The sequence below is a fragment of the Gammaproteobacteria bacterium genome (assembly GCA_024235095.1).
GTDB lineage: Bacteria > Pseudomonadota > Gammaproteobacteria > Competibacterales > Competibacteraceae > UBA2383.
In genome coordinates this window covers 336,793-360,995 of sequence record JACKNC010000003.1, presented here as the reverse complement: position 1 = coordinate 360,995, position 24,203 = coordinate 336,793, and the positions used below count along the sequence as shown (strand labels likewise).

General features: G+C 57.1%; 19 protein-coding genes and 1 pseudogene. 13 read left to right on the top strand and 7 right to left on the bottom strand.

The window, feature by feature from the left end; genetic code table 11:
- The first annotated feature begins 23 nt into the window (after positions 1 to 23).
- The 7 genes and pseudogenes from H6973_18495 to H6973_18465 all read left to right on the top strand — a co-directional run bounded on the left by H6973_18495 (position 24) and on the right by H6973_18465 (position 15,692).
- A complete protein-coding gene (locus H6973_18495) occupies positions 24 to 10,808 on the top strand; it encodes an acyltransferase domain-containing protein (protein ID MCP5127544.1) in 10,785 nt (3,594 codons plus the stop codon).
- The gene (locus H6973_18490) at positions 10,786 to 12,228 is read left to right on the top strand and encodes a hypothetical protein (GenBank protein MCP5127543.1); all 1,443 of its coding nucleotides are present in this window, start codon (positions 10,786 to 10,788) and stop codon (positions 12,226 to 12,228) included. Before H6973_18495 ends, H6973_18490 begins: the two co-directional genes overlap by 23 nt.
- On the top strand, positions 12,225 to 13,334 hold the full coding sequence (locus tag H6973_18485; protein ID MCP5127542.1) for a phosphoserine transaminase: 1,110 nt from the start codon (positions 12,225 to 12,227) through the stop codon (positions 13,332 to 13,334). The genes H6973_18490 and H6973_18485 overlap by 4 nt, the downstream gene beginning before the upstream one ends.
- Before the next feature lie 62 nt (positions 13,335 to 13,396).
- Positions 13,397 to 14,109, top strand: a pseudogene (locus H6973_18480) (IS5 family transposase).
- Positions 14,110 to 14,229: 120 nt separating this feature from the next.
- Positions 14,230 to 14,664, top strand: coding sequence for an IS200/IS605 family transposase (tnpA, locus tag H6973_18475; protein ID MCP5127541.1), 435 nt, complete (start codon positions 14,230 to 14,232; stop codon positions 14,662 to 14,664).
- A 156-nt stretch (positions 14,665 to 14,820) separates the two neighbouring features.
- Positions 14,821 to 15,201 carry a transposase gene (locus H6973_18470; protein ID MCP5127540.1) on the top strand — a complete coding sequence of 127 codons (381 nt, stop codon included), beginning with the start codon at positions 14,821 to 14,823 and terminating at the stop codon, positions 15,199 to 15,201.
- Entirely contained in the window at positions 15,180 to 15,692 is a 513-nt protein-coding gene (locus H6973_18465) for an IS630 family transposase (GenBank protein ID MCP5127539.1), read from the top strand. Before H6973_18470 ends, H6973_18465 begins: the two co-directional genes overlap by 22 nt.
- A gap of 73 nt (positions 15,693 to 15,765) precedes the next feature.
- On the opposite strand, the gene H6973_18460 is transcribed toward H6973_18465, so the two are convergent.
- The 5 genes from H6973_18460 to H6973_18440 form a co-directional block, all read right to left on the bottom strand.
- Complete coding sequence (locus H6973_18460; GenBank protein ID MCP5127538.1) at positions 15,766 to 16,821, bottom strand: IS630 family transposase; 1,056 nt, start codon at positions 16,819 to 16,821, stop codon at positions 15,766 to 15,768.
- Positions 16,822 to 17,311: 490 nt separating this feature from the next.
- Entirely contained in the window at positions 17,312 to 17,992 is a 681-nt protein-coding gene (locus tag H6973_18455) for an IS6 family transposase (protein ID MCP5127537.1), read from the bottom strand.
- Between the two features lie 34 nt (positions 17,993 to 18,026).
- Positions 18,027 to 18,425, bottom strand: a complete 399-nt coding sequence (locus H6973_18450) for a hypothetical protein (GenBank protein MCP5127536.1) — start codon at positions 18,423 to 18,425, stop codon at positions 18,027 to 18,029.
- A 290-nt stretch (positions 18,426 to 18,715) separates the two neighbouring features.
- Positions 18,716 to 18,994: a hypothetical protein gene (locus H6973_18445; protein MCP5127535.1), complete on the bottom strand. Its 279-nt coding sequence runs from the start codon at positions 18,992 to 18,994 to the stop codon at positions 18,716 to 18,718.
- Between the two features lie 167 nt (positions 18,995 to 19,161).
- Complete coding sequence (locus H6973_18440; protein MCP5127534.1) at positions 19,162 to 19,467, bottom strand: hypothetical protein; 306 nt, start codon at positions 19,465 to 19,467, stop codon at positions 19,162 to 19,164.
- Positions 19,468 to 19,496: 29 nt separating this feature from the next.
- Between H6973_18440 and H6973_18435 the strand changes: the two genes are divergently transcribed.
- Positions 19,497 to 19,934 carry a PD-(D/E)XK nuclease family protein gene (locus H6973_18435; GenBank protein MCP5127533.1) on the top strand — a complete coding sequence of 146 codons (438 nt, stop codon included), beginning with the start codon at positions 19,497 to 19,499 and terminating at the stop codon, positions 19,932 to 19,934.
- Positions 19,935 to 19,987: 53 nt separating this feature from the next.
- A complete protein-coding gene (locus H6973_18430) occupies positions 19,988 to 20,668 on the top strand; it encodes an IS6 family transposase (GenBank protein ID MCP5127532.1) in 681 nt (226 codons plus the stop codon).
- Here H6973_18430 and H6973_18425 read toward each other — a convergent pair.
- Positions 20,665 to 21,222, bottom strand: a complete 558-nt coding sequence (locus H6973_18425) for a helix-turn-helix domain-containing protein (protein MCP5127531.1) — start codon at positions 21,220 to 21,222, stop codon at positions 20,665 to 20,667. The two genes, H6973_18430 and H6973_18425, sit on opposite strands and share 4 nt — an antisense overlap.
- Before the next feature lie 92 nt (positions 21,223 to 21,314).
- Here H6973_18425 and H6973_18420 point away from each other — a divergent pair, with 92 nt between their 5' ends.
- The 4 genes from H6973_18420 to H6973_18405 all read left to right on the top strand — a co-directional run bounded on the left by H6973_18420 (position 21,315) and on the right by H6973_18405 (position 23,834).
- On the top strand, positions 21,315 to 21,740 hold the full coding sequence (locus H6973_18420; GenBank protein MCP5127530.1) for a transposase: 426 nt from the start codon (positions 21,315 to 21,317) through the stop codon (positions 21,738 to 21,740).
- A 376-nt stretch (positions 21,741 to 22,116) separates the two neighbouring features.
- A complete protein-coding gene (locus H6973_18415) occupies positions 22,117 to 22,584 on the top strand; it encodes a hypothetical protein (protein MCP5127529.1) in 468 nt (155 codons plus the stop codon).
- A gap of 63 nt (positions 22,585 to 22,647) precedes the next feature.
- On the top strand, positions 22,648 to 22,977 hold the full coding sequence (locus tag H6973_18410) for a hypothetical protein (protein ID MCP5127528.1): 330 nt from the start codon (positions 22,648 to 22,650) through the stop codon (positions 22,975 to 22,977).
- A gap of 92 nt (positions 22,978 to 23,069) precedes the next feature.
- Positions 23,070 to 23,834: a hypothetical protein gene (locus tag H6973_18405; protein MCP5127527.1), complete on the top strand. Its 765-nt coding sequence runs from the start codon at positions 23,070 to 23,072 to the stop codon at positions 23,832 to 23,834.
- On the opposite strand, the gene H6973_18400 is transcribed toward H6973_18405, so the two are convergent.
- A complete protein-coding gene (locus tag H6973_18400) occupies positions 23,783 to 24,202 on the bottom strand; it encodes a hypothetical protein (GenBank protein ID MCP5127526.1) in 420 nt (139 codons plus the stop codon). The genes H6973_18405 and H6973_18400 overlap by 52 nt on opposite strands.
- Position 24,203 lies beyond the last annotated feature (1 nt).

Below are 24,203 nucleotides of genomic sequence, written 5' to 3'. Positions count from 1 at the left end.
CCAACCCGAAGAAGTCCGCTATTGTGATCGAGATTCTAGGTATCGGCTGCCGGTATCCCGGCAATGTGAACTCCCCGGAAGATTTTTGGCAGCTGTTGCAAACTAGCCAGTCTGCGATTGGCGAGATCCCAGAAGGACGCTGGACGCCGGAGGCTTACCTGAGCGCAACGCCCGCCACACCGGGCAGGTCAGTGACCTTCCGCGCCGGCTGGTTGCGCGCGGTGGACCGGTTCGACGCCGGCTACTTCCGGCTTTCCCCGCGCGAAGCGGCGGAGATGGACCCGCAGCAGCGGCTGGTCCTGGAGGTGGCCTGCGAGGCGATTCTCGATGCTAATATCAATCCGGACCGGTTGCGCGGTTGCCGGGTCGGGGTGTTCGTCGGAGCCGGCATCGCTGAGTACCAGGCGATGGCTTTCTCCGCACCTGCGACGATGACCCAGCACACCATGTCAGGCAACTCTCTGGCGGTGATCGCCAACCGGCTCTCGTTCCTACTCGATCTTCACGGGCCGAGCCTGACTGTCGATACGGCTTGCTCCGCTGCGCTCACGGCCTTCCATCTTGCCTGCCAGAGCTTCGCCGCAGACGAGTGCGATCTCGCCATTGTCGCCGGTGTCAACACCTTGCTGAGTCCGTCGCCCTTCATCGGTTTCTCGCAGGCTCAAATGCTGTCGCCGCGTGGCGTGCTGGCGCCCTTCGATATTTCAGCGGACGGCTTTGTGCGGGGCGAGGGCTGTGGCGCGGTCCTGTTGGGTCGCAAGGATCGGCCATTGAACGACGTGCGACGCGCTTACGCCCAGGTACTGAGCTCGGGCGTCAACGAGGATGGGCGCACCGCCAGCATGACCATGCCGGCCACAGCTCACCAGGCGGCGCTGATTCGCCAGACGATGGCGCGCGCGGGCCTCGATCCCGGCGCTGTGGATTATATTGAGGCGCACGGTACCGGGACGCCCATCGGCGACCCGTCTGAGGCCGAAGCCATCGCGTGCGCCGTCGCGGCCGGTCGTGCTGCGCCGTTACCCATCGGCTCGGCCAAAGGCCATGTCGGCCATCTGGAAACCGCGGCGGGGATCGTCGGCCTCACCAAGATTGCATTGTGCATCCACCATCGCCAGTTGGTTCCTACTGCCGGCCATACACAGTTTCCACCCTCCATCGATGGCAGGGCGCTTGGGTTACGTGTGCCGGTCGCCCCGGAGCCGGTCGCCAACCCTGAACCCGTAATGGGCGTCTGCTCGTATGGCTTCGGCGGCGCGAATGCTTGCGCCTTCCTTAGCTCGGCTGGCGCACCCGCCGGCGTTGCGCCGACGAACGACCTGGATACTGCGATTGCGCTGCCGCTCTCCGCCCATCATCCCGAGGGCATTCCGGCGCTCGTCGATGGGTTTCGCGCCCTATCCAACGATGATCTAAGCGAAGCTGCGCGCTGGGCGGGCATCGCCCTCCCAGCACGGCGTCACCGCCAAGTGCTATTGGCCAACCCGTCGGGACCCTTTTTTGAAACCGCGCAAGTCTTCACCGGCGAGGCGAAGGGTGAGCCGCCACGGGTCATTTTCGCCTTTGGTGGCCAGGGCGCGCAGCACCCGGCGATGGGGCGCGCCCTATATGCCCGCTTGCCGCGCTTTAGGGCTTGCATCGACCGGTTGGATGCGATTTTCCAGCAGATCGGCAGCGACTCGCTGATCCGCGACCACGGGTTCTGCCAGGGCGACATGCGCGCCGAAGATCTGGCTGACGTGCGCATGGTGTTGCCGTGCATAGTCATGATCCAGGCCGCATTGGTCGAGCAACTTGCGGCGCTGGGCGTGCATCCGGTCGCCGTGGTCGGACACTCGACCGGCGAGATGGTCGCGGCCTGGACCTGCGGCGCATTGACCGAAGCCGACCTCTGCCGGCTTACTCATGTGCGCGCACAACTGCAATATCGGATGCGGCCTGGCGCTATGGCGGCTTGGACCGATACGCCAGAGGAAGCTGCCGCCCTGCTGGAACGGTTGGGCGTCGCCGGACAGATCACTATCGCCGCGATGAACGCGCCCGGCGCGCTCACCCTCTCTGGCGATCCCGCGGCGATTGATCGGCTCATCCAGTATGGCAAGGCGCACCGAATCAGGTGCGTCCGGCTCGACGTGCCCAGGGCGTATCACAGTCACCATGTGACCGAAATCCTTGAGCCGCTGCGGGCCGAGTTGGCGTTCGTGACGCCCGGCGTTGCTAAGATCCCTTTCATTTCCTCGGTGCAGGGTCATGTCGGGCCTGTGGCCGGAGAGGCTTTGGATAACGAGTATTGGGTTCGCAACATCGCGCGCCCCGTCGATCTAGCGGGCGCCGGCTCCAGCCTGGACTTGGTCGGGGACCTGGCGCTTGAGGTCTCGCCGCGCGCGGTGCTGGCCGGCTATCTTCAACAGATCTGCGCGCGCGAGGTCATCGTCACCTTGCACCGGCGGCAGCCGGAGGTGTTGTCTCTGCTGCGCGGCGCTGCTGAACTGTTCGTGCGCGGCGTCGATATCGACTGGCGGGAGGCGCAGCAGGCCCCGCATCGCTTTGTGGCCCTGCCTCGAGCGCCCTGGCGCCATGACGTCGCACATCGCAGCGCGGCTTGGCAGCCGCCTCACGCCGCTGCCTCGATGGCTGCGGCGTCCGACAACCTCGCGATTACGCTGACTGGCGCGCCTTACCTAAGCGACCACATCGTCGACAGTCAGGTCGTCATGCCGGGAGCCGGTTGGGTTGCTCACACCCTTGCCCGGATGGATGGGCACCGCCTGGATGCGCTTGAATTTCACCGCTTCCTGCCGCTGTGGCCGCAAGCGCAAGACACGGTCTTGACCTGGAGGCAGGACGGCGAGCATGGCCGCTGGGCGGACGCCAACGGCGATCTGGTGTCGTGTCGACTGCCTAAGACGGACTTGAGCACCTTTGAACTTGAGCCGGTCGAGGCGATCCGGGCAAGGTGTGCGACCATCCTGGACGCGCCGCGTCTATATCGCTTCCTGAGTGAGCATTCCGGTTTGGATCTGCGCGGCGCTTTTCGCAGCCTGCAGGACGTTTACGCGGGTGATGCGGAAGCTCTCGGGCGTGTGCGCGTCGCCGATGACGTCCGTGATCCCGAGGGAATCTTGACGGTGCTCCTCGATGGTTGTTTCCAGGTCGCGGGCCTTTCGCAAACCCTAGACGCCCATGCGTGTGTCCCGGTCAGCATTGAGTCCTTGGCATGGCTGTCGGCTGAGACCGTGCGGGCGGCGTGGTGCCATGCTCGGATCCGCGCATTGGGTGAACAGCGCATCGTCGCTGACTTGACGATCCAGGCGGAAGACGGTCGTCCACTGGGCAACGTGCAAGGTCTGCGCCTCGACCGCGTGGCTTCGAGCCAGGCCCCATGCCCACGCTTGTTCACCATTGTCCACCGACGACTAGGGGTTCCGGAGGATTTTCGTAACCTGGATTGGACTGCGCCCGCCACGCAATTGCGGCGACTGCTCCAAAAAGACGAGCGCGTTCGCGGTCTGCGGATTCTGGACGTGGTTGGCGATGCAGCCGTTCCCGCCGTCAGCGAGCTGAATCTGAACCAGCTTGATGGTCTCGATCTACTGGTGACGACGCTGGGCGAGCTGCCAGCCAACGCTCCGGGCTGCATTCATCGCGCTGCTTCCCTGGAGGCGTTGCCGAAGCGAAGTTACGATCTGGTCTTCGCCAGGCATAGCGACCACGAGTGGTCTGTGGTTCAGGGCCTCAATATCGTGATCGATCCCGCTGGCGAGGGTCGCGTGTGCGCCGTTGAGACGACTCCGGCGCATCCACTGTTTCATGTGCTCGGCGATGTCACCGGCTGGCCTGCCGAGCAACTCACCGACGAACTCGCAGCCGCTGACTGTGTCGTGGACCTACGCGAGTCGTTGCTTGAGGCCAGTCAGACCCTGAGCCAGGTGCTGGAGCTGCCTTCGCTTCCGGCCCTGCTGTTCATGGTCCGCGAGGGCGCGGCGCGCCACCCTTCGCCTCTGTGGGGGCTGGCGCGGGCCGCGCGCAATGAACATCCGGGACTGCGCGTCTACTGCATGGGCGTCCCGGTCGCACAGCCGGTGGCGGAAACCGCTGCGCTTTTGGCGGCAGCCTATCGCGAGGGGCTGGACGGCGCTCCCGAGCGGCGCTGGAGCGCCTCGGGTTGGACGGTGCCGCGCCTCACGCCTCTTGATCCTCCACGGCCGGTCGAAGTCGCCACTGAGTGGCGGCTGGATTTAACTCGCCCCGGGCAACTCGCGTCACTGCGCTGGCGGGCGGCGCGGCCCGAATTGGAGGGTTTGTGTCCCGACGAAGTGAGGCTACGCGTCGCTTACGTCTCCATGCACTTCAAGGATGTCATGCTGGCGATGGGCATGCTGCGCGGATTCAAGCCTATCCTTGGCATGGAAGCGAGCGGTACGGTGCTCGCCATCGGCGCGCAGGCGGCCGCGCAATACCCGGAGCTGAAGCTGGGGCACCAGGTGCTATGTGTCTCCATGACGACCGACCAGGGCGCGGCGCGGCGCTCGCTATTCGGCACTGTCGCTGCGGTCGATGCGCGCTGCGTCTTTCCGCTGCCGGACGGCGTTACTCTGGAACAGGGCGCCGGATTCCTCGGCGTGTACGCCACGGCCTGGTACGCTCTCACGCACATCGGACGGCTACGCGCCGGCGAGACGGTGCTCATTCACTCCGCTGCCGGTGGGGTCGGCCAGTCGGCGATACAAATCGCACACGACCTCGGAGCACGGGTGATCGGCTCTGCGGGCAGTGAGACCAAGCGTGAGTTGCTGTGCACCGAGCTTGGCGTTGCCAGCGTCCTCGACTCACACCGGCCTGAGCGCTTTGTCGATGACGTGATGAATTTCACCGACGGTCGCGGCGTGGATCTGGTGCTCAACAGTCTTGCTGGCGAAGGGCTGCGCGCAAGCCTGTGCTGCCTGCGGCCGGGTGGCCGCCATGTCGAAATCGGCAAACGTGACATGCTTGAAGATACGTCGCTGGGTCTGCGGCTGCTGAAAGACAACATCAGCCTGCACAGCGTGCATTTGGACCTCCTTGCCGATAGTCACCCTGAAGTGGTCCGGGCGCTCGTCGCTGAGTGCGTGTCCCGCCTGGCGTCGGGACAGGCGAGACCGCTTCCGGTGACCGTATTCGAGGCTGCTGACGTCATCGACGCCTTCCGGCTCATGGCCGCAGGGAAACATCAGAGCAAGGTGCTGGTCCGGATTCCCGCGAGTTTTTCACCCGATGCCAAACGAGATGGCCCACCCACAGCGCTGGACCCATGCATCCCGGAGGCCCTGTTCGCCGCCACGGAAACTCAGTTGATCACCGGTGGAACCGGCGGGCTGGGGTTGGCGCTGGCGCGCTTCATGGCCCGGCATGGGGCCGGGCGGATCTTGCTCGCCAGCCGGGGTGGGTTGCGTACCCAGGAACAACAGCTGCACCTGGACGACCTGCGCAATGACCATCCACACACGCAGATTGAAGTGGTGACGCTGGAACTCACCGACCCGGCGGCGCTGGCGACGCTGCTGACCCGCGAGTCAGGCATCACCGGGATATTCCACGCCGCCACGAGCTATCACGCTGAGCGCTCGACGGCGCTCGACGCGGAGTCACTGCAAACGTGGGCTATCAAAGCTGAGACGGCTTGGCGTCTGCACACGTTAACGCGCGACCGTCGCCTCCGGCATTTCGTGCTCATTGGCTCGCTCGCCGGAGTGCATGGCAACACCGACCAAGCTGCCTACGTCGCCGCCAACACGGCATTGCATGAGTTGGTGTGTATGCGCCGTCAGCAGGGCTTGCCCGCCGTTGCCGTCGATCTCCCAATCCTGCTGGGCGCTGGCCGACTCAGCCGTCCGGCGCATATCCGCGAGTTGGAGTTCAACGTAGGCAAGGGCTTTGCGGCCGTCTCGTTCGCCGAGATCGAAGGTCTGCTCGCGCACGTTTGCGCCGCGCCGGACGCCTGTCCGGCCGTGGTCTGCGTGGATCACCCGAACTGGATGGGCTACCTGGCGCTGAACCGGCATCGCGCCTTTTTCGAGCATCTCGTGCCGCGCTCGGCGCTGGAGGGCGCAACTGCTGAACCGGGCATCGGCGCGCGCCAGGATCTCGACCGCGGGCAGCTCGACCGTGAAATCCGCAGCCGCGTCGCGTTTGTGCTAGGCGCTGGCCTGGACGACATCGAGCCTGAGACGCCGCTGATCGACCTTGGCGTCGACTCGCTGGCGTCGCGCGAGCTAGTCGCCTGGGTGCAAACTACCTACGGCGTGGCGATCTCGCAGGCTGAAATTCTCACGGGTTTCAGCTGCAATGCCTTTATTAGCAAGATCGTTGCGGCTAGAGGCGCAGCACTCGCTCCGACACCAGCGCCGCCGAATCGAGAGCAGGCCGCGTCGGTGGCCCAATATGTTCATGACGACTTGAACAACACCGGCGCGGACAGTGGTCGAGTCGATGCGGACGTTCCAAAATCCCAGATGGCCGCCAACACGACCACGCTACCGGAATCGCCAACGGACGCCGCCTCCAGACCCAGACCGTGCACCGCTGCGCCTATCCCTGCACCGGCCTCGGCGACCGATGCCCCACTCTCTCCAGCACAGGATGCGTCTGCCCGCTTCGAGACCATTGCGCTGCACGATGCGCCGGGTGTCGTCTCAGGATCGGTCACCGTGACCATCCCATCCAGTTTTGGGCGCGAAAGCCTGACCCGGCTGCTGGCGCAAATGGAAGGCGTTCGCCAGATTCTGGTCCTGCGTCGGCGAGAGGGCAGTGAGCACTTCTGCCTGGGGATGGACCTGGACGAGGCTCGTTTCGGTGAAGCTGGAATGAGCGCAGGGCTTGAGCAGTTCCAGCGGCTCGCAGAGCGCTTGCGCGCTGCGCCGATGCCGGTGATCTGTGTCGTTGAGGGAACTTGCCGAGGCGGCGGTATGCTGTTCCCCAGCCTGGCTACCAGCGTGCTGGCCACGACCGACGCTTCCTTCGGTTTTCCAGAGATCCGGCAGGGCGGCTTGCCCGGACTGGTGAGCGTTGCTGCGCGCGCGCGGCTTACCGAAGCGCAGTGCCGGCGCTACATGCTCACGGGCGACCGTATGGATGCGCAGACCGCCAAGCAACTCGGGCTGGTCGATTTCGTGGGGACGCAAGCTGAGGTCGAACACGAACTCCAACGTCTGCTGCGCCGGTTCAGCACTATCGATCCTGATTTGCTTGCCGCCGGCGCGGCGCTTCTTCCCGCCGCGACGGAGCAGACCGCCCTCGTCGCCATGGGCGGGCTCGATCGCCGCGAACGCCGACGCGAGCGGACGCCCGATCCTCTCGTCGAGTTACAGCACCAGCCGGATACCGGGGTGCTGGTCATCACGCTGAATGATCCCACTCACGCCAATGCAATCGACTGGGCTATCGCTAACGATTTGCACCGGGCGATTGCGACCGCGAAAGCGATGGGCGATGCGGTGCGCGCCGTTGTTCTACAGGGAAGCGGCGAGCACTTCTGCGTCGGCGTTAATCCCTACAGCTTTATCCGGCGCACCAAGGACTTGCCGGTGTTGACCGCCGCCCATGTGACCTACGAGATCTACCGGGCCTTCGTCGGCATTCGCGACCTCGGCGCGCCGGTGGTCTGCGTCCTCCACGGCAAGGTGATGGGCGGCGGACTCGCGGCCATGCTCAACGCGGACTACCGTATCGCCGCGCAGTCCACGGTGTTTAACTACGGCAATCTGCCGCGCGGCGTGTGTCCGGGGATGTTGCTCTCGGAGAATTTGGAGCGCGTGGTTGGCGCACGCTGGGCCATGGATCTCTATCTGCAAGACTACACGCTCACTGCAACGCAGGCGCGTGAAATCGGGCTGGTTCACGAGTTGGCCCCCGATGCGGCGGCGGCGCAGGCTAACGCGCTGGCCCTTGCCCAGCGCCTGTCGCGTTTTCCGGCCATGGGAGTGCGCGCGACTCTCGAACTGATCCGCCCGCCCGTGGACGAAGCGCGTCTAGCCAAGGAGAGCCTCGGCATCGCCCGCTGCAACGTGCAGGGCAACGCCTTCGAGGCTGGCTGGAAAGCGCCGGAGCGTTGGCTCGGGGAGCCTGTGCTGGTGAATCCCGCCGCCCACCAGGTCGCCCTATCGTCGCAAGACATTCAGGCGCCGCCCGGACGTGCGTCCGGGCATAACATCGGCATTCACGCGATGGAATTGTATTTTCCTCGCTACATGGTCCTGCAGAGCGACCTGGAGCGGTTCCACGGCGCGCCGGGCAAGTACACGGCGGGCCTGTTGCAGGAGGCCATCACCTTCTGCGGCGATGAGGAAGACGCTATTTCTATGGCGATGACGGTTGTCTCGCGTCTCATGCGTCGCTATGAGATCGGCTGGGACCGAATCGGTCGGCTCGAAGTAGGCACTGAAAGTCAGGTCGATCGCAGTAAAGCCATCAAGACTCACCTGATGGGCTTGTTCGCCGCGCGCGGATGCTGCGACATCGAAGGCGTCGATACCTACAACGCCTGCTACGGTGGCACGGCGGCCCTGCTCAATACCGTGGCTTGGTGTCAGAGTGAGGCTTGGGACGGGCGTTTGGGCCTTGTCGTCGCCGTCGATATCGCCGATCTGAGCGAAGAGTACGCCTTTCTCAACGGCGCCGCCGCGGTAGCCCTACTGGTTGGCCCGGACGCACCGGTGGTGATGCTGCCGGAGCGCGGCAGCCACATGGTGAACGCCTGGGACTTTTACAAGCCGGTTGGCTGGAAGGATAGCTATCCACTGATGCGCGACGGCGAGCACAGCGTCGACATCTACCTGCAATGCCTGGACGGTTGCCAGCAGGCGTTGACCCGCCGCCTCGGCGACATCGACCTGCTCCGGGAGAGCGACTACTTCGTCTTTCACTGCACCAGCGCCTATCTATGCAAACGCGCATTCGAGCGCCTCGTGCAGAACGCCGGGCCGAGCCGGTCATTGGCCGACCGGCGGGCCTTGTATCAACAACAGGCCCATCCTGGGACCCTCCTGACTCAGCAAATCGGCTCCACGTATACGGCGTCCGTCTACGTCAACCTCTATTCACTGTTCCTGCACCGGCAAGACGAGTGGGCCGGCAAGACTGTGTGCGTCTACTCGTATGGATCCGGCGCTGCGGCCACGATGTACCGGCTGCGCGTGATGCGACCACCCGCCATTGACCGCACTGTTTCCGAGCGGTTGGAGCGGCGCATTCGCCTTGAGCCGGAACGATATCTGCGCCTGACCCATCAGTACTCGGCAGCCTATGGCCGGTTCGACTTCATCCCCGAGGATCGCGGTGACCGCGAGGCCGATGTCTTCTATCTCGAAAGGGTCGACACCTGGGGCCGGCGTGACTACGGCAGTGGCGCGGTAGCCGGCGCGCCGGAACCTGAAACTTGGGCCGGTGCGACGGATGCACAGATCGTTCCCTTGTCGCGGCAACAAACGCCAATCTGGCAGACCACCCGCGCCGCCCAGAATCGCGCTGTGTTCGACCTTGGCGGCATTGCCCGCCTGCGGGGCCAACTCGACCCGACCCGATTCGCCGCCGCGCTGCGGCGGGTGGTACTGCGCCATGCGCCGTTGCGTTCCCTCATTCTGGAGACCCCGGACGGGCCGATGCAACGGATTTTGCACGACCCAAGCTTTGAGGTGGAGATGCTGGACAGCCCGAGCCAGGGTGCGGCGGATCGCGACGCGGTGATCACCGACGTCTTTCACGCATGGTCCAGCCGCGGGTTTCAATTGGAGGCGGAAATCCCATTCCGCGCCAGCCTGCTGCGCTTGGCGGACGACGATCATGCGCTTCTGGTCGCTGTACACCATCTGTTCTTCGACGGGGCCTCGATCGTCGTGTTAGCGCGCGACGCCATCGCGCTGTATCAGACCGAACCGGGAGTAGAGAGCAGCGTGCTGCCCCCGTTGCCGTGGTCGTATCGGGATTTCGTGGCCTGGCAACAGGATCAACTGGGACAGGCCGCCATGCAGCGTCTGCGCAAGGCTGGCCGCCAGGCTCTGGACGGGCGCCTGCCAGCACTACCCCTGCCGCTGGACCGTCCGCGACCGCCAATGCCTTCTTTTTATGGCGCTACCCACGAGTTCACCCTTCCACCGGAAGTTGTAGGCCGGCTAAACGCGCTAGTCCGCACCGAGGGCGCCACTCGTTTCGCCGGTCTCCTTGCCGGGCTGGCCATCGCCATTCATGGGCAGACCGGCATAGAAGATTTTTGTCTCGGTGCCTTCAGCGCCAGCCGTCCGCCATTGGCTCGGGATCTGATCGGCTGCTTCATCAACCAGTTGCCGCTGCGAATGGACTTGAGCGGCCACCCTAATCTGAGGACGGTCTTGCAGCGGGCCAGGGACACAGCCATTGCGGCCCAAGAGCGCAGCGACCTGCCGTTCTCGGTATTGGCCGAGCACTTGGTGATTGAGACGCCGCGCAGTCACGCCGCCCTCCAAGTCGTTCTCATTTTACACAATGAATTCGATGCCCGCGCCCGCGCTCTGGCGTCTGCGGTAGAGGGGCTGGACATCGAGATCTGCCACCGCTGTGGGAGCGGTCGCGCGGTTCGCGACTGGACGTTCCATGTCTACGAGGACGGTGAGCGCCTGACGGGTTACCTGGAGTACGATACGGATCTGTTCACGGCGACAACCGCTCAACGCGCTACTGGGTGGTTCCTGGAGGCGCTGCGGTTGCTGGCGACCCTGCCGGAGATGGGCTTGTCCGCAGCCATCGTCACGGCCAAGATTGACGGGTGTCAAAGCTATGAGAGCCAAAACCAAGCTTAGTCCACCTGGGGCGCGTCACGGCGTCTTTCCGCTCTTGGCGCATGTGCTGCCTGGCTGGCTCATGGCCAAGATCAATCCCCATGCGCCGACCCATCACTGGCATCTTCCCGGCGGACTGTGGATCGAAGGTCCGCTGGATATCAACATCTTCGAGCGCTCCTGGGGAGTGATGATCCAGCGGCATGAGACCTTGCGCAGCACCTTCCGCGCCTCGCTGTTGGGTAAGCCGCTCCAGCGCATTCACCGCAGCACACCCTTGGGGCTTGAGCGCGTCGACCTGATGAATTACCCGAGTGAGGTGCGGGAAAGCGTCTTACGCGACGGCATGCGCGAGCAATTACTGCTGTCCTTCGATTGGGAACACACGCCACCCTGGCGAATCACGCTGTATCGTCTGGATCGCGACAGATATTTCTGCTTCCTGGCCATCCACCACATGATCTTCGATGCTTGGTCGCAACGCGCTCTCTTACAGGATCTAACGGCGTTCTACGGCGCTTACGCTTCGGGAGCGTCGGCACCGCTCGTCCCGGCCCCTGGTCAGTACGCAGACTATATTGCCGAACATATGACGGCCCTGGAAGGTGGCAAACTGGAGAACGCGCTCGCCTACTGGGAGCGCGTGATCATGCCGCCCCCCACGTTCCTGGACGCCCTCTTCGATCATCCGCTCTATCCGAACTACCCGCACGCTGGTTGCTTCGAGCCGTTCTCCGTACCTCATTCGTTGCACAAAGACCTGATACGGGCTAGTCAGGCGCTGAAGACGACATTGTTCGCGTTGCTATTGGCGAACTTCTCGTTGCTCCTCTACCGGCGCACGCGCGAGGAGCGCCTCATCATCTCCGTACCCGTCGCCAATCGCACGCGCGCAACGCACAAGAACGCCATTGGCTGCTTCGGACGCCTCTTACCGATCGAGGCGCGACTTGATGAGAGTCTGTCCTTTAGGCAGCTTGTTCAGGAAATCGGTCTGACCGTTCGCGAGGGTCTCAAGCATCAGGATGTCCCGATGCTGCGGGTCTTCGAACGTCTGCACCTCAAAGATCCGAAGTACTGGAGCGCGATGAACCAGGTGACTTTCGCTTACCAGAACGCGCTGCAAAGCAGGGTGGAAGTAGCCGGCGTGAGCTTTTCGCTAGATGTCCATTGGGATCTGCTGGGGATCGCCCGCGGTCCGCTCATCTGCCAAATCCACGAAAGCGTGGATGGGTTGCACGGACATTGGGAGTACACCACCTGCCTGTTCGATAAAGAGACAGTCGTATGCTGGATCGAGGAATATCTGCGCCTGATGCAGGTCGCCACAGTGCAACCCGACGCCTCGATCCAGACGATTTTGAACGCCGCCACTCTTGAGGCAGGCGAGTCTTCAACAAATACCCAAGGCGATTGGATTCTCGGAGAGGAAAACCCATGAATCAATATAATTTCTCTGCGGGCCCTGGCGCGCTGCCGGAATCGGTGCTCGATGCCGCTCAAGCAGCGGTACGCGAAATCCCGGAAGTAGGACTCTCTATCCTGGGTATCAGTCATCGCTCGGATTGGTTTCGACAAGTCGTTGATGAAACTGAGGATAACATCCGACAGCTCCTGAAAATTCCCAAGGATTACCATGTGCTATTTCTGCAGGGTGGCAGTAGTTTACAGTTTTCCATGATTCCCATGACCCTACTACGCGGTCGGCAATACCCAGCCGAGTATCTGAGAACGGGTTATTGGAGCAGCAAATCTATTCCAGAAGCGTGTCGGGAAGGTTGTGTCAATGTGCTTTGGGATGGAGAGCCACAGGGTTTTACACGCCTCCCACACGACGAAGAACTCTCCTTTGGCAAGGATGCCAGTTATTTCCACTACGTTTCGAATGAAACGGTGGAGGGGTTGCAATTTCACCGTATTCTGGGGCAGGACGATGTGCCGCGAATTTGTGATATGTCCTCGGATTTCCTATCTCGTCCTATTGACCTCAAACGCTTCGCGCTCATCTATGCTCATGCGCAGAAAAATCTGGGGCCAGCAGGAGTCACTGTGGTGATATTGCGCGATGATGTGCTTCAGCTTGCGCCGGACGACCTGCATACCATCCTGGATTATCGTCCGCATGTGCTCAAACGATCGATCTATAACACGCCGCCGGTGTTTGCTATCTATGTAGCCCTTTTAGTGACTCGCTGGCTGCAAGACGAAATCGGCGGCTTGACCGTAATGGAGGTGATCAATACCGCTAAAGCGACTCTGCTTTATCAGCTCCTTGATGAAAGCGATGGTTTCTATCAACAGCGAGCCTCCATCGAGGATCGGTCAATGATGAATGTGGTATTCAATCTGCCGACCCGTGCATTGGAAGACCGTTTTTTAGAGACGGCGGCGCACGCAGGATTTTCTGGATTGAGTGGACATCGCACGATCGGTGGGGTGCGGGCTTCGCTCTATAACGCCGTGACGATGGATGCAGTGGAGGCGCTCTGCAACTTCATGAGCGACTTCCAACGCCGCGAGATGTCCGTAGGGCGTGTCCTCAATTAGAGGGTTCACAAAGCCAAGCATATGTGATTCATAGATAATCGGCCTGACGGAGGGGCTGACCCATGACGCGACGCTATGCTTTGAAAGACGACCAATGGGAAAAAATTGAAGGGCTTTTGCCGGGCCGGGAAGACACCGTAGGTGTAACTGCCAAAGGCAATCGGCGGTTTGTCGAGGCGGTTCTCTATCGTTATCGCGCGGGCATTCCGTGGCGGGATTGACCGGAAAGATTTGGGTTTTGGAAGGCCGTTCACATGCGGTTTAGCTGATGGGCGGAAAAAGGTGTTTGGGAAGAGGTTTTCAAACATCTGGCCACGGATGCAGACCACGAATACGCCATGATCGACAGCACCCTTGTTCGCCCGCATCAGCACAGCGCAGGCGCGAAAAAAAAGAAGGTGAAGACCAAGCCATCGGACGAAGCAAAGGCGGATTAAGCACGAAAATCAACGCAACGGTCGATGCCTTGGGTAATCCAACACGCTTTTGCTTAACGCAAGGACCGGCGTGCGATCTGGATGGATCGGACGTGCTTTTGCCTGCGCTTGAGGCCAAAACAATCTTGGCGGACAAGGGCGATGATGCCGAAGATCGTGTGCTCAAACCGCTGCGCGAAGCCGGAAAGGAAATCGTCATTCCGCCGAAGAAAAACCGCAAAGAGCAACGGGACTACCACAAAGCACTTTATAAGGCTCGCCACCTGATCGAGAACTTCTTTTGTCGTTTGAAACAATACCGGGTTCTGTTGCGTTATAGTCAAACAGTTTTTTATTAACAACGTAGAAAACCACGCCCTTAGGGCGTGGTCAGAGATCAACGGCTTTGCCAGTTGATCGACTCATGGGGTACTACTACGGTTTGTTGTCCCCACAACAGATCGAGAGGAGTACTGACCATGAGTCGATTCAGAAAGTTATCACATACGATCTGGCACTGCCAGTATCATATTGTTTGGGTTCCGAAATACCGGTATCGAGTCCTCACAGGGCACATTGCAGAAGAGGTATCGCGATGTATTCACGCCTTTTCGGACTATCAAAAAGTGGAAATTGTTGAATTAAATATCCAGGTGGATCATGTTCATCTGTTGGTGATGATTCCGCCGAAGTTGTCGATTTCTAACTTTGTGGGAACGCTGAAGGGGCGGACGGCCATTCGGGTCTTCAATCGGTTTTGCGAACTGAAAAGGAGACCCTATTGGGGCAACCACTTTTGGGCGCGCGGCTACTGTGTGGATACGATAGGACTGGATGTCGAGAAGATTCGCAAGTATGTGCGGTATCAAGAGCGTAAGGAAAGAGACGCCGAACAGCGCGGTTTCGATTTCTAAAGTGAGAACCCATCCTGTGGGGACGACGCCCTTGCCTCCTCAGGGGGCAAGGCAGACTATCCCCTTTTAGGGGTTAACCAAAACCACCCGCTTTGCGGGTGGTTTCTTTACTAGTTAATATATAATGAAGAAGTTAGCTCAATAAGGAGTATTGCAATGTCCAAGCCGTATAGTGAAGATTTAAGAACAAGAGTGATACAGAGTTACTTGAATGGTCTGTCGAAAATGGATATCGTTACGCTTTTCAAAATAGGGATGGATACTTTGAATCGTTGGATTCGTCAGTATTTGCAAACGGGGGATATTAAACCAAAAAAAAGGACTCAGTTTCGTGCAAGAAAATTCAGTGACTCTGATTTAAAAGATTACATTAGAAACAATCCTTCGGTGACCATCAAACAAATTGCAGAACATTTTTCGGTTAAACCCTCATCGGTTCAAGCAAGATTGAAAGCACTCAATATTACATATAAAAAAAACAATTTCTCTACGAAGAAAGGGATGAACAACAAAGAATGGAGTTTATTCAACAATTAGCGGCGAATGCATCCCGGGGAGATGATGCACAACAAATTGTTTATGTAGATGAATCTGGATTTCATAATAATGTAAGAAATGAATTTGGCTGGAGTCCAAGAGGCGAAATTATTTTTGGTGAAAGGAAAAGCAGACCCACTGAAAAACTAAATTTATTGGGTGGACTACTCAACAATGAAATCATTGCGCCACTTGCCTATCAATCTTATACAGATACGGAGATATTTAATACTTGGCTTGAGAAATTCTTAATCCCTGAACTTCCAAAAAATTGTATTATCGTGATGGATAATGCTCGTTTTCACAAATCGGAAGAAACACGAGAAATCATTGAAGACAATGGCCACCAATTGTTGTTTTTGCCTCCTTATTCACCGGATTTAAATCCCATCGAAAACTACTGGGCACTTCTTAAGGGAAAGTTGAGGAAAATTGTTGCAAATTTTCAAAATCTTTTTGATGCGTTAGTTGCGGTTTTCCAAACTATCTAAAAACTGTTTTACTATAGCTGAGAAGGCTCGATTTCTGTAAGCTTTGTCTTGCTAATAGTTATCCCCACAAAAATCATGCTGGAGCTTTTTCGGGATTAGCATATTGAGTATCAGGGAGCCTAAAAAATGATTTGACTCTCTCCTTAAATGCTTTTAGCTTTTCCAAAGCAGAATAAACGCGCGCTCTGAAATCAGCTCGGTTTTTAATCGGCTCTTTTTCCAGATGACCATTTTTGATCTCATTCCAAACCTGTTCATCCGGATTTAACTCGGGGGAATGCGTCGGAAGAAAAAAGAGACGAATTTGTTGCCGATGCGTCTCAAGAAAGGCTTTGACCTCTCCTGAAGTATGATAGGATGCGTTATCCGCAATCACAATTAATGGGCGCTTTCGACCTTCTAATGTCTTCTCCAGAAACGCAATGAAAACTGCACTCACTAATTTTTCAGTGGTCACCTCAAACATGAACTCCCCGGTCGCCGTGACCATCGATAAAATATGAAACCCACCCCGGTCATCACTCACTTTAATTTCCGGAGGATGCCCCACTAACCCCCACGTCCGACCGGAACGCGTATGGCCTTGCACCCACGATTCATCCTCAAACGCAATATCCGCTCCAAGTTTTTGAGCCAACTTCTTAATTTCTTCGAAACCTTCATTAACAAACGTTTTAACTTGCTCCTTATCCTGGTTGATCGCTCGATAACAAGGCTTTTGACAACTTAACCCTAAATCATGCAAATGAAGGCGTACCGTGGCATCCGATACCCAGAGACCAAAGGACTCCTTCAATAAATGAACAATAATCTCTAAAGTCCATAAAACCGTATCATAACCATGATCCGCCGGCGTCGTATTGAGGATCGTTTCTTTTAACCATCGATCAATAGCCGGAGTAATCACACACGGAGCACCGGGCGCTTTGCGAGTATCTAGGGCTTCTTCTCCTTCATAACGATAGTTGCGAAGCCAGTCATAAATACTCGTTCGGTCGATACCCAAAAAATCAGCAACAAGCTCCGGACTATAATGCTTCTCTTCGACCGCGCGAACCGCAATACGCCGGATGTAATTCATCACTTCATCCGGTATTTTACGTGCATCAAACATCCATTCCGCGTTCATTGCCGCACCTCCTCTATAAATTTAGAGTATCTAAAGAGGTTTTCTATAGTTATTAGACCATTTGATTAACGCTCAGTTCGTTGATAATGTAGGGATAATCGTTGGCAAGCCTACTACACGGCCGCCGTCCCTCCCTTGAGAATCCGCATGATCGACTTCAAAGGCCATCGTTTCGAACGTAAGGTTGTCCTTGCAGAATACCTTTCTTGGGCCACCGCCAGACCATGGATTCGGAGACCTTCAGCTGTTTTGCCATTTCGTGGATGGTGAGCAACCCTTTGGCGCGTAATCGATCATACCGACTCGGTAATCCATGGCGCTTTGCGATAGCCGCAACCATTTCGGCATCGAAAGCCTTACCCTCAGCGGTCCGCCTGCCTTGCTGATTGAGGCATTGTGCGATTTCGTAGGATCCTTGCTGGTCCAGCAGACGATCGGGTTCTGTTGCGTTAATTTTTTTCGAGCACGATTGGGTAACCCTTGCAGGTTATTAGGCAGCCAGTGAATAAAATTGTCCTGCGGCGGAGAGATTCGTCCCTTCGGCCATGATCATTTGGCCCTTCTTGATCATGTGCAGGAGTTCGATGCCCCGCAGGGTGGTCCGAGCAGAATGAAAGCCTTTGAACCCCAGCATGGGGCGGACGATCCGTTTAACGGCGCGATGATCTTGTTCCACTAAATTATTTAAGTACTTGTTTTGGCGAATCTCAATGGCGGCGCCCGTCTCCTCCTGGAGTGCATCCAGGGCAGCGGTGTTAGCGCCACTCTTATCGATCGTGACTTTGTCCGGAAGACCGTGCTGCCGTATCGCCTTTTTGAGAAAGCGCAGGGCGGCTTTCTTATCGCGATGCGCCGTGAACAGGAAGTCGATCGTCTGGCCGTCTCGATCAACCGCGCGGTAGAGGTACTTCCACTGGCCTTTGACCTTAATGTAGGTCTCATCCATCCGCCAACTTGTGCCCACCGGGCGCTTTTGTCCTTTGCGGAAAGCCGCTTCCAACTGCGGCGTAAACTTCTGGACCCAGCGGTAGACGCTGGAATGATCCACGTCGACACCCCGCTCCGCCAGCATCTCTTCCAGGTTCCGATAGCTCAACGGATAGGCGAGGTACCAACGGACACTCGTTAGGATGATGTCTCGTTCAAAGCGGTGGCCTCTAAAATCGATCATGCGGGTTCTCAAGTCAGGACAGGGGCCGTGTAGCTTACCGAAATCCGACCCTATCAGCTAACGCAACAGAACCGGATGGATCGACCACCCGCAAACCCAGCGTGTTTCGTCGTTCGACGAGGTGAAACAGCCGCTGATACTCGACCTCATCCCCGCGCGCGAATGTCACTAACAGGTTGCGCTCCAGCGAACGCGGGCCGTGGCTGGCGATCGCCACCCGGTAATCGTTCAAGCCCGCCGCCGAAAGCGCAAGCGCACTTTGGAAGTCTTCCAGGGTGTGGATGGCTTCCACGCGGAGACCGAAACGGGCCAATCGTTTCCGGTATGGTTCAATGCCTTTCTCGGTCAAGGTGAAATGACCGCTTTCATCCCGATGGTCAAGCGGTTCGCGTTCATCGCCATCGAGGATTGAGTTTTCTTGATCGGCATTCATGTCGGCCCTCCGGTGAAAAAAGAGGATCAGGCGCGCATGAATGCCGGTTTTTGCAACCCGCTGGGGATATGCCATCCCCAGCGGGGGTGGGGTGTGTCCCCTTTTTCTTCTTATCAGGAGACACACGATGCAACTCTCTAAAGTCAAGTCGTTCTGCCGGTCGGCGAGCCGGAATCGGCTAATTGAAACGCGCAAGACGTTAAGCGACAGGCTCTTGTCCGGCGCCTTGGCCGGCACCAACGCCGTCAAATGCCTGGAGTGCGTCGAGCGCGAAATCGCTAAACGCGAACTCATGGCGTTGTTTGAGGAGGCTCCTCATCGAACAACGGCGCCAGGATAGCGCTGAGCTTTGGGTCAGCGGCGGCATACGCCGCTAATTGATCCAACGAGTGCTCGAACGATCGATCGAGGGCGGCGCGCGCCTGCGTTCGGGTGCGAATCTGGCGAATGTCGATCCCGGCTCGGGCCAGGTCGGCCGCCAGCGCCTGATGACCGATGGCGGTAAAGCGGATGCGGTCGGAACCCGTATCCGCGATAAACCATCGGCGTTTCTCATCGTTTGGATTCATCGCTGCCCTCCGGTTCGTGTGAGAGGAGCAGGCTGGCATGAATTCTTTTTTTTGCAACCCCCTGGGGATCCCTCCATCTCCAGCGGGGATGGGGTGTGTCCCCTTTTTTTCTTTCAATCGATTCATTTGGGAGGACACGCCCCATGCCACTCAACCTTGCAGTACCCTCACCGTCCTTCCGGGCGGTGCTGGAAATCGCCGAGTACGCCGGTCACGGCGTCACTGTGGCGCGCTTCGAGACCGTGCGCTTCCCCACCGGGGCGATGCAGGTCTGGGAGCTGACCCCGCACACGCCGGCCTCCGCCCACGATGCGGCGGCGGCTTTGGTCATCGCGGTCTTCTTGAAAGGCCGCGGCATCGACCGCTGGAAGCCGATGCCAGCGGGCTTTGAAGCCGCCGCCGCCCATTACCGGCGCCGGGCAGCCCAGGAAAATGATCGTCGTGCGAAGCCCGTAGCAACCAGGGCCGAACACCCCGCCGTTGCCGCGTGAGGAGGACGACCATGAGACTGTCCCCCACGTCGGTTTTGAAGTACGAGACCTGTCCGCAGCAGTATTACCTCGAAGAGGTGCGGCGGATTCGCCCAATGCATACCGCCGCCAACCTGATCTTTGGCCGGGTGGTGCATCGGATCGTGGAACAGGCGCTGCGCCAGATCGTTCAGGGCCAGCCCTTCGATGCGCGCGCCGCGTTTGCCGCCGATTGGCAGACGGCGCGCACACAGGGCGGCATCGCCTATTCCGCCACGCAATCGCCGGAATCGCTGACCGCGACCGGCGAGGCGCTGGTCACGCAGTTCATGACGCGCTGGCCGACGTTGGGCTGGTTCCCGGCCCTGGATCACCAGAACCAGCCCCTGCTGGAGCTGAAGCTGGAGGTCTCGGTGACCGCGGGCCTGACCTACGTGGGGCGGTTCGACCGGTTCTGTTGCGTTAGCTGATAGGGTCGGATTTCGGTAAGCTACACGGCCCCTGTCCTGACTTGAGAACCCGCATGATCGATTTTAGAGGCCACCGCTTTGAACGAGACATCATCCTAACGAGTGTCCGTTGGTACCTCGCCTATCCGTTGAGCTATCGGAACCTGGAAGAGATGCTGGCGGAGCGGGGTGTCGACGTGGATCATTCCAGCGTCTACCGCTGGGTCCAGAAGTTTACGCCGCAGTTGGAAGCGGCTTTCCGCAAAGGACAAAAGCGCCCGGTGGGCACAAGTTGGCGGATGGATGAGACCTACATTAAGGTCAAAGGCCAGTGGAAGTACCTCTACCGCGCGGTTGATCGAGACGGCCAGACGATCGACTTCCTGTTCACGGCGCATCGCGATAAGAAAGCCGCCCTGCGCTTTCTCAAAAAGGCGATACGGCAGCACGGTCTTCCGGACAAAGTCACGATCGATAAGAGTGGCGCTAACACCGCTGCCCTGGATGCACTCCAGGAGGAGACGGGCGCCGCCATTGAGATTCGCCAAAACAAGTACTTAAATAATTTAGTGGAACAAGATCATCGCGCCGTTAAACGGATCGTCCGCCCCATGCTGGGGTTCAAAGGCTTTCATTCTGCTCGGACCACCCTGCGGGGCATCGAACTCCTGCACATGATCAAGAAGGGCCAAATGATCATGGCCGAAGGGACGAATCTCTCCGCCGCAGGACAATTTTATTCACTGGCTGCCTAATAACCTGCAAGGGTTACCCAATCGTGCTCGAAAAAAATTAACGCAACAGAACCACACATCCTCCATATGCCAAACATAATCGGGACTGACACTGGGAATACACCATTCTTGACGTTGCCAGGGTTTGAGGTCGTTTTTTTAAGGATGCGCCGCACACTCTCACGGGAAATGGCTTCGATGGGCCGGAGTTCCATGAAGCGGTCCGCTAACAATTGGAGAGTCCACTGACAACGGCCAGCGGGCGGGGTACTACAGGCCAAGGCGACCAGAAAGGCGGCCTGTTTGCCGGTCAAGGCCGGGGGCAAACCGACTCGTGGCCGCTCGCTTAACGCCGCCAGCAACCCTTCGTCGACAAACCGTTGACGGGTACGATGAACGGTCGAAATCCCCAAGTGAAGGCTTTGGGCAATGGCCTCATCCGTCGCCCCTTCCGCAGCCTGCAGCAACACATGGGCACGGGCAACCTTGCGCGCCGCTGCCTTGCCTTTATGAATGACCTTCAGCAGGTCTTCCCGCTCCTCTTCAGTTAGATCAACCAGATACTTGTGGGCCATGGTGATTCCTCCTGTTGATCTCAACCATAGGGCACCCACCGCTACCTGTCAAAACTTCTGTGTCAGCCCACTAGGGCTTCAAGCTCCATCTCGTGGTCAATGACCGGGGCGAACTGTTAGCCTTTCGCATCACCCCCGGCAACGTCGATGATCGGGAACCCGTCCCCGAGCTGACCCAAGGGCTGACCGGGAAGTTAATCGGCGATCGCGGTTATATTTCCTCGCAATTGTTCCACATCCTCTGGGAACGAGGACTGCACGTAGTCACCAAAATCCGCAAGAACATGCACAATAAACTGATGCCCCTGGTGGATAAGTTGTTGTTACGCAAGCGTGCCATCATCGAAACGATCAACGATCAGATCAAGAATATCCAGCAGATTGAACATACCCGGCATCGTAGCGTGGTGAATGCCATGGTCAACGTCCTGGCCGCCTTGGTAGCCTACACGCACCAACCGCGCAAACCGTCACTGAATATATCGAAAAATGAGATTAACTTGTTGACTTCACAATAATAATAAACAGAACTCACGTTAAGTACGCACTCCGTCACTGCACAACCGCCGAATTTACGCCGCTTCGCCTTGATCACCAGAGCTTCGCGAAGTTACGCCCGCTCGCCCTGCTCCGCAGCGCCTCCTATCCGGTTCTTGTCCATCGGCTCGCAGTTTCGCTCCACGCTTCCTCCCCACACTCGGTCACCCTCATGCGGTTGCGCTTCGCTTCGTTCGCGGTGATCCACTTACGGCGGGACTTTCACCCACAAGAGTGCGCACATGCTGGGCGCACATAAAATTGGGGTTCCTCTTTATTATTACAAAAAGCGATGGTATAGTTGAAACTTTCCAGTATGGTTTAGACGGTCGATTTCTGCTTAAACGATCTCAAGAAATGGAAGATTTATTGATCAAACAAGTTGAATATGTGTTACAAGATCCAACAGATTTTATGCAGGGTATTTTATATATGATGTTCAAGCAAATAGATGAAGATATTGTTTATCCTCTCTACATTGGTCGGGCTGGTAGATTTGGTCATGATGGTTATAGAGTATCAGCAAATTTAATCAATATCAGGAAAAATAAAAGTAAGTTTGGAAGATGGGGTTACAATTACGCATATCGGGGCGCGAAGCGCTCCGCTTATCATATTGGTGATTTAAGTGCAGCAGTTTTAATTGGCCACGATCCAGTTAAAATATCACCAAAATACAAGCGATGGGGACAGGCTCTTTTTCATGAAATACCAAGTGATTCACCTCGACTTAAATATCAAATCAAATTCTGGTGTACTGCTTGGAATTATAATTGTCCTAACATTTGGGGTCCTGTAAATTTTCCTGTGATAGACAAACCATAGGGTATACTGATATCTAACTTTTTGCTTTTTCAAGAACTCTTTTGGAGCCGGCCTATTAGGGCATTGATTGATTTTGAAAAAGGGCGAAATCCATGGAAGGCTGCCGATCGGGCGGCGGCTGAGGATGCGTCCAGAAATTCTGTAAAAAACCACGCCTCCTCTTTGATCTGGAGAAGCGCCATGCCGACCGTTGAATTGATTCTTCGTGATGATGAAGGTCGTATTATTGATCATCGATCCACACGAACATATTCTTTGGATTGGAGAAATCAAAGCTTGCATTGTATTGAAGGTGCAGTTGAAGAATTTAAGAAAAATGCACTACCGGATCTTCAGGCTGATTTGTTAGAAGCGGCTCAAAACATCTTTATTCAGGATAAAAAAAAGACTTGATTTGCAATGGGACAACACCCATCAAGATTAAGACGCTTCATGGACCTTTTGAATTTAGACTTCAGCGATTTATTGATCGAGAATACCCTAGTTTGCCTCATCGAACCTACTTTGATTTGACGGATCAATTTCAGGAAGATTATGTGAGTGATCGGTTAAAAGAATTCTCCGCTTATTATAGCAATCGCTTAAGCTATATCGATGTATCCGATTTAATAGAGAGGGTCACCGGGTTCCGACAACTCAGTGACCAAAAAATCCACCATGTGGTGGTTGAAAAGGCGCAAGCGCTCAGTCAAGCGTGCGTCGCGCAAGTGGAAGAAACCTTATCGAAGACGAGTGGTTCTGTCATCAACATTGACCCTGATGTTGATATTTACGACCCAGAAAGTCGGGAAATTCTGATTTTCGAAGATGCCATTCAAGTCCGTGGTCAGAAAGAAAATCGTATAAGAAAACAATCAGTTATAAAGGAAGAAGTGCCAGAGAAATCCGCACCGAAGAAGACGTCTGCCGTATCGAGTGACGTCATTCTCTTTGAAAATAAAGACGGCGATCTTGAATACCTGACCGCACCGATTGATCGACAGGGGAAAGCGATCATTCCGGTTGCTGATATTCTGAAAAGCCGGGTGATTGAAGATTATGGGAAAGAAGAAAAGCCATTGCCGATTATCGCGATTACAGATGGCGCAAAAATCATTCGTGAGCATCTTTGGGCGGTATTTGGTATCACCGTGCTGATTATCCTGGATTGGTACCATCTTGGTAAAAAAATTCCTCCTGTAAATTTTCCTGTGATGCTCTATGCGTTTGAAACTAACCGCAAGTTTGACGGATCATTCGCGGCTTCTTGAGGAAACCAGACAGAATCCCATTCATTATTGAGTTCGATCACCTTTAAAATGCCTAAACTTCGACTTCCTGCAGGACGCCAACTCATCCCTTTTTTCTTCTGACGACGTCCGATAACTTGATCACAGCCTTTCTCGATAGAACCACTTCCGATGGGTTTGCCTGCAATCTGACGACTTCGATAATCGATAATTTCATGCTGATGTTTTTCAAGATAATTGATCAGTTCAAGATGCTTTTCTGCATTTTTGGGTTGCACCTGCTCGACTAAGTAATTCAAAACCGTGACAACATCACCACGCCAGAGGTGATAGAACATAAACTTTAGATGCTGATTCTTCTCATCCTTATTCAAGGCAATCATACTCATT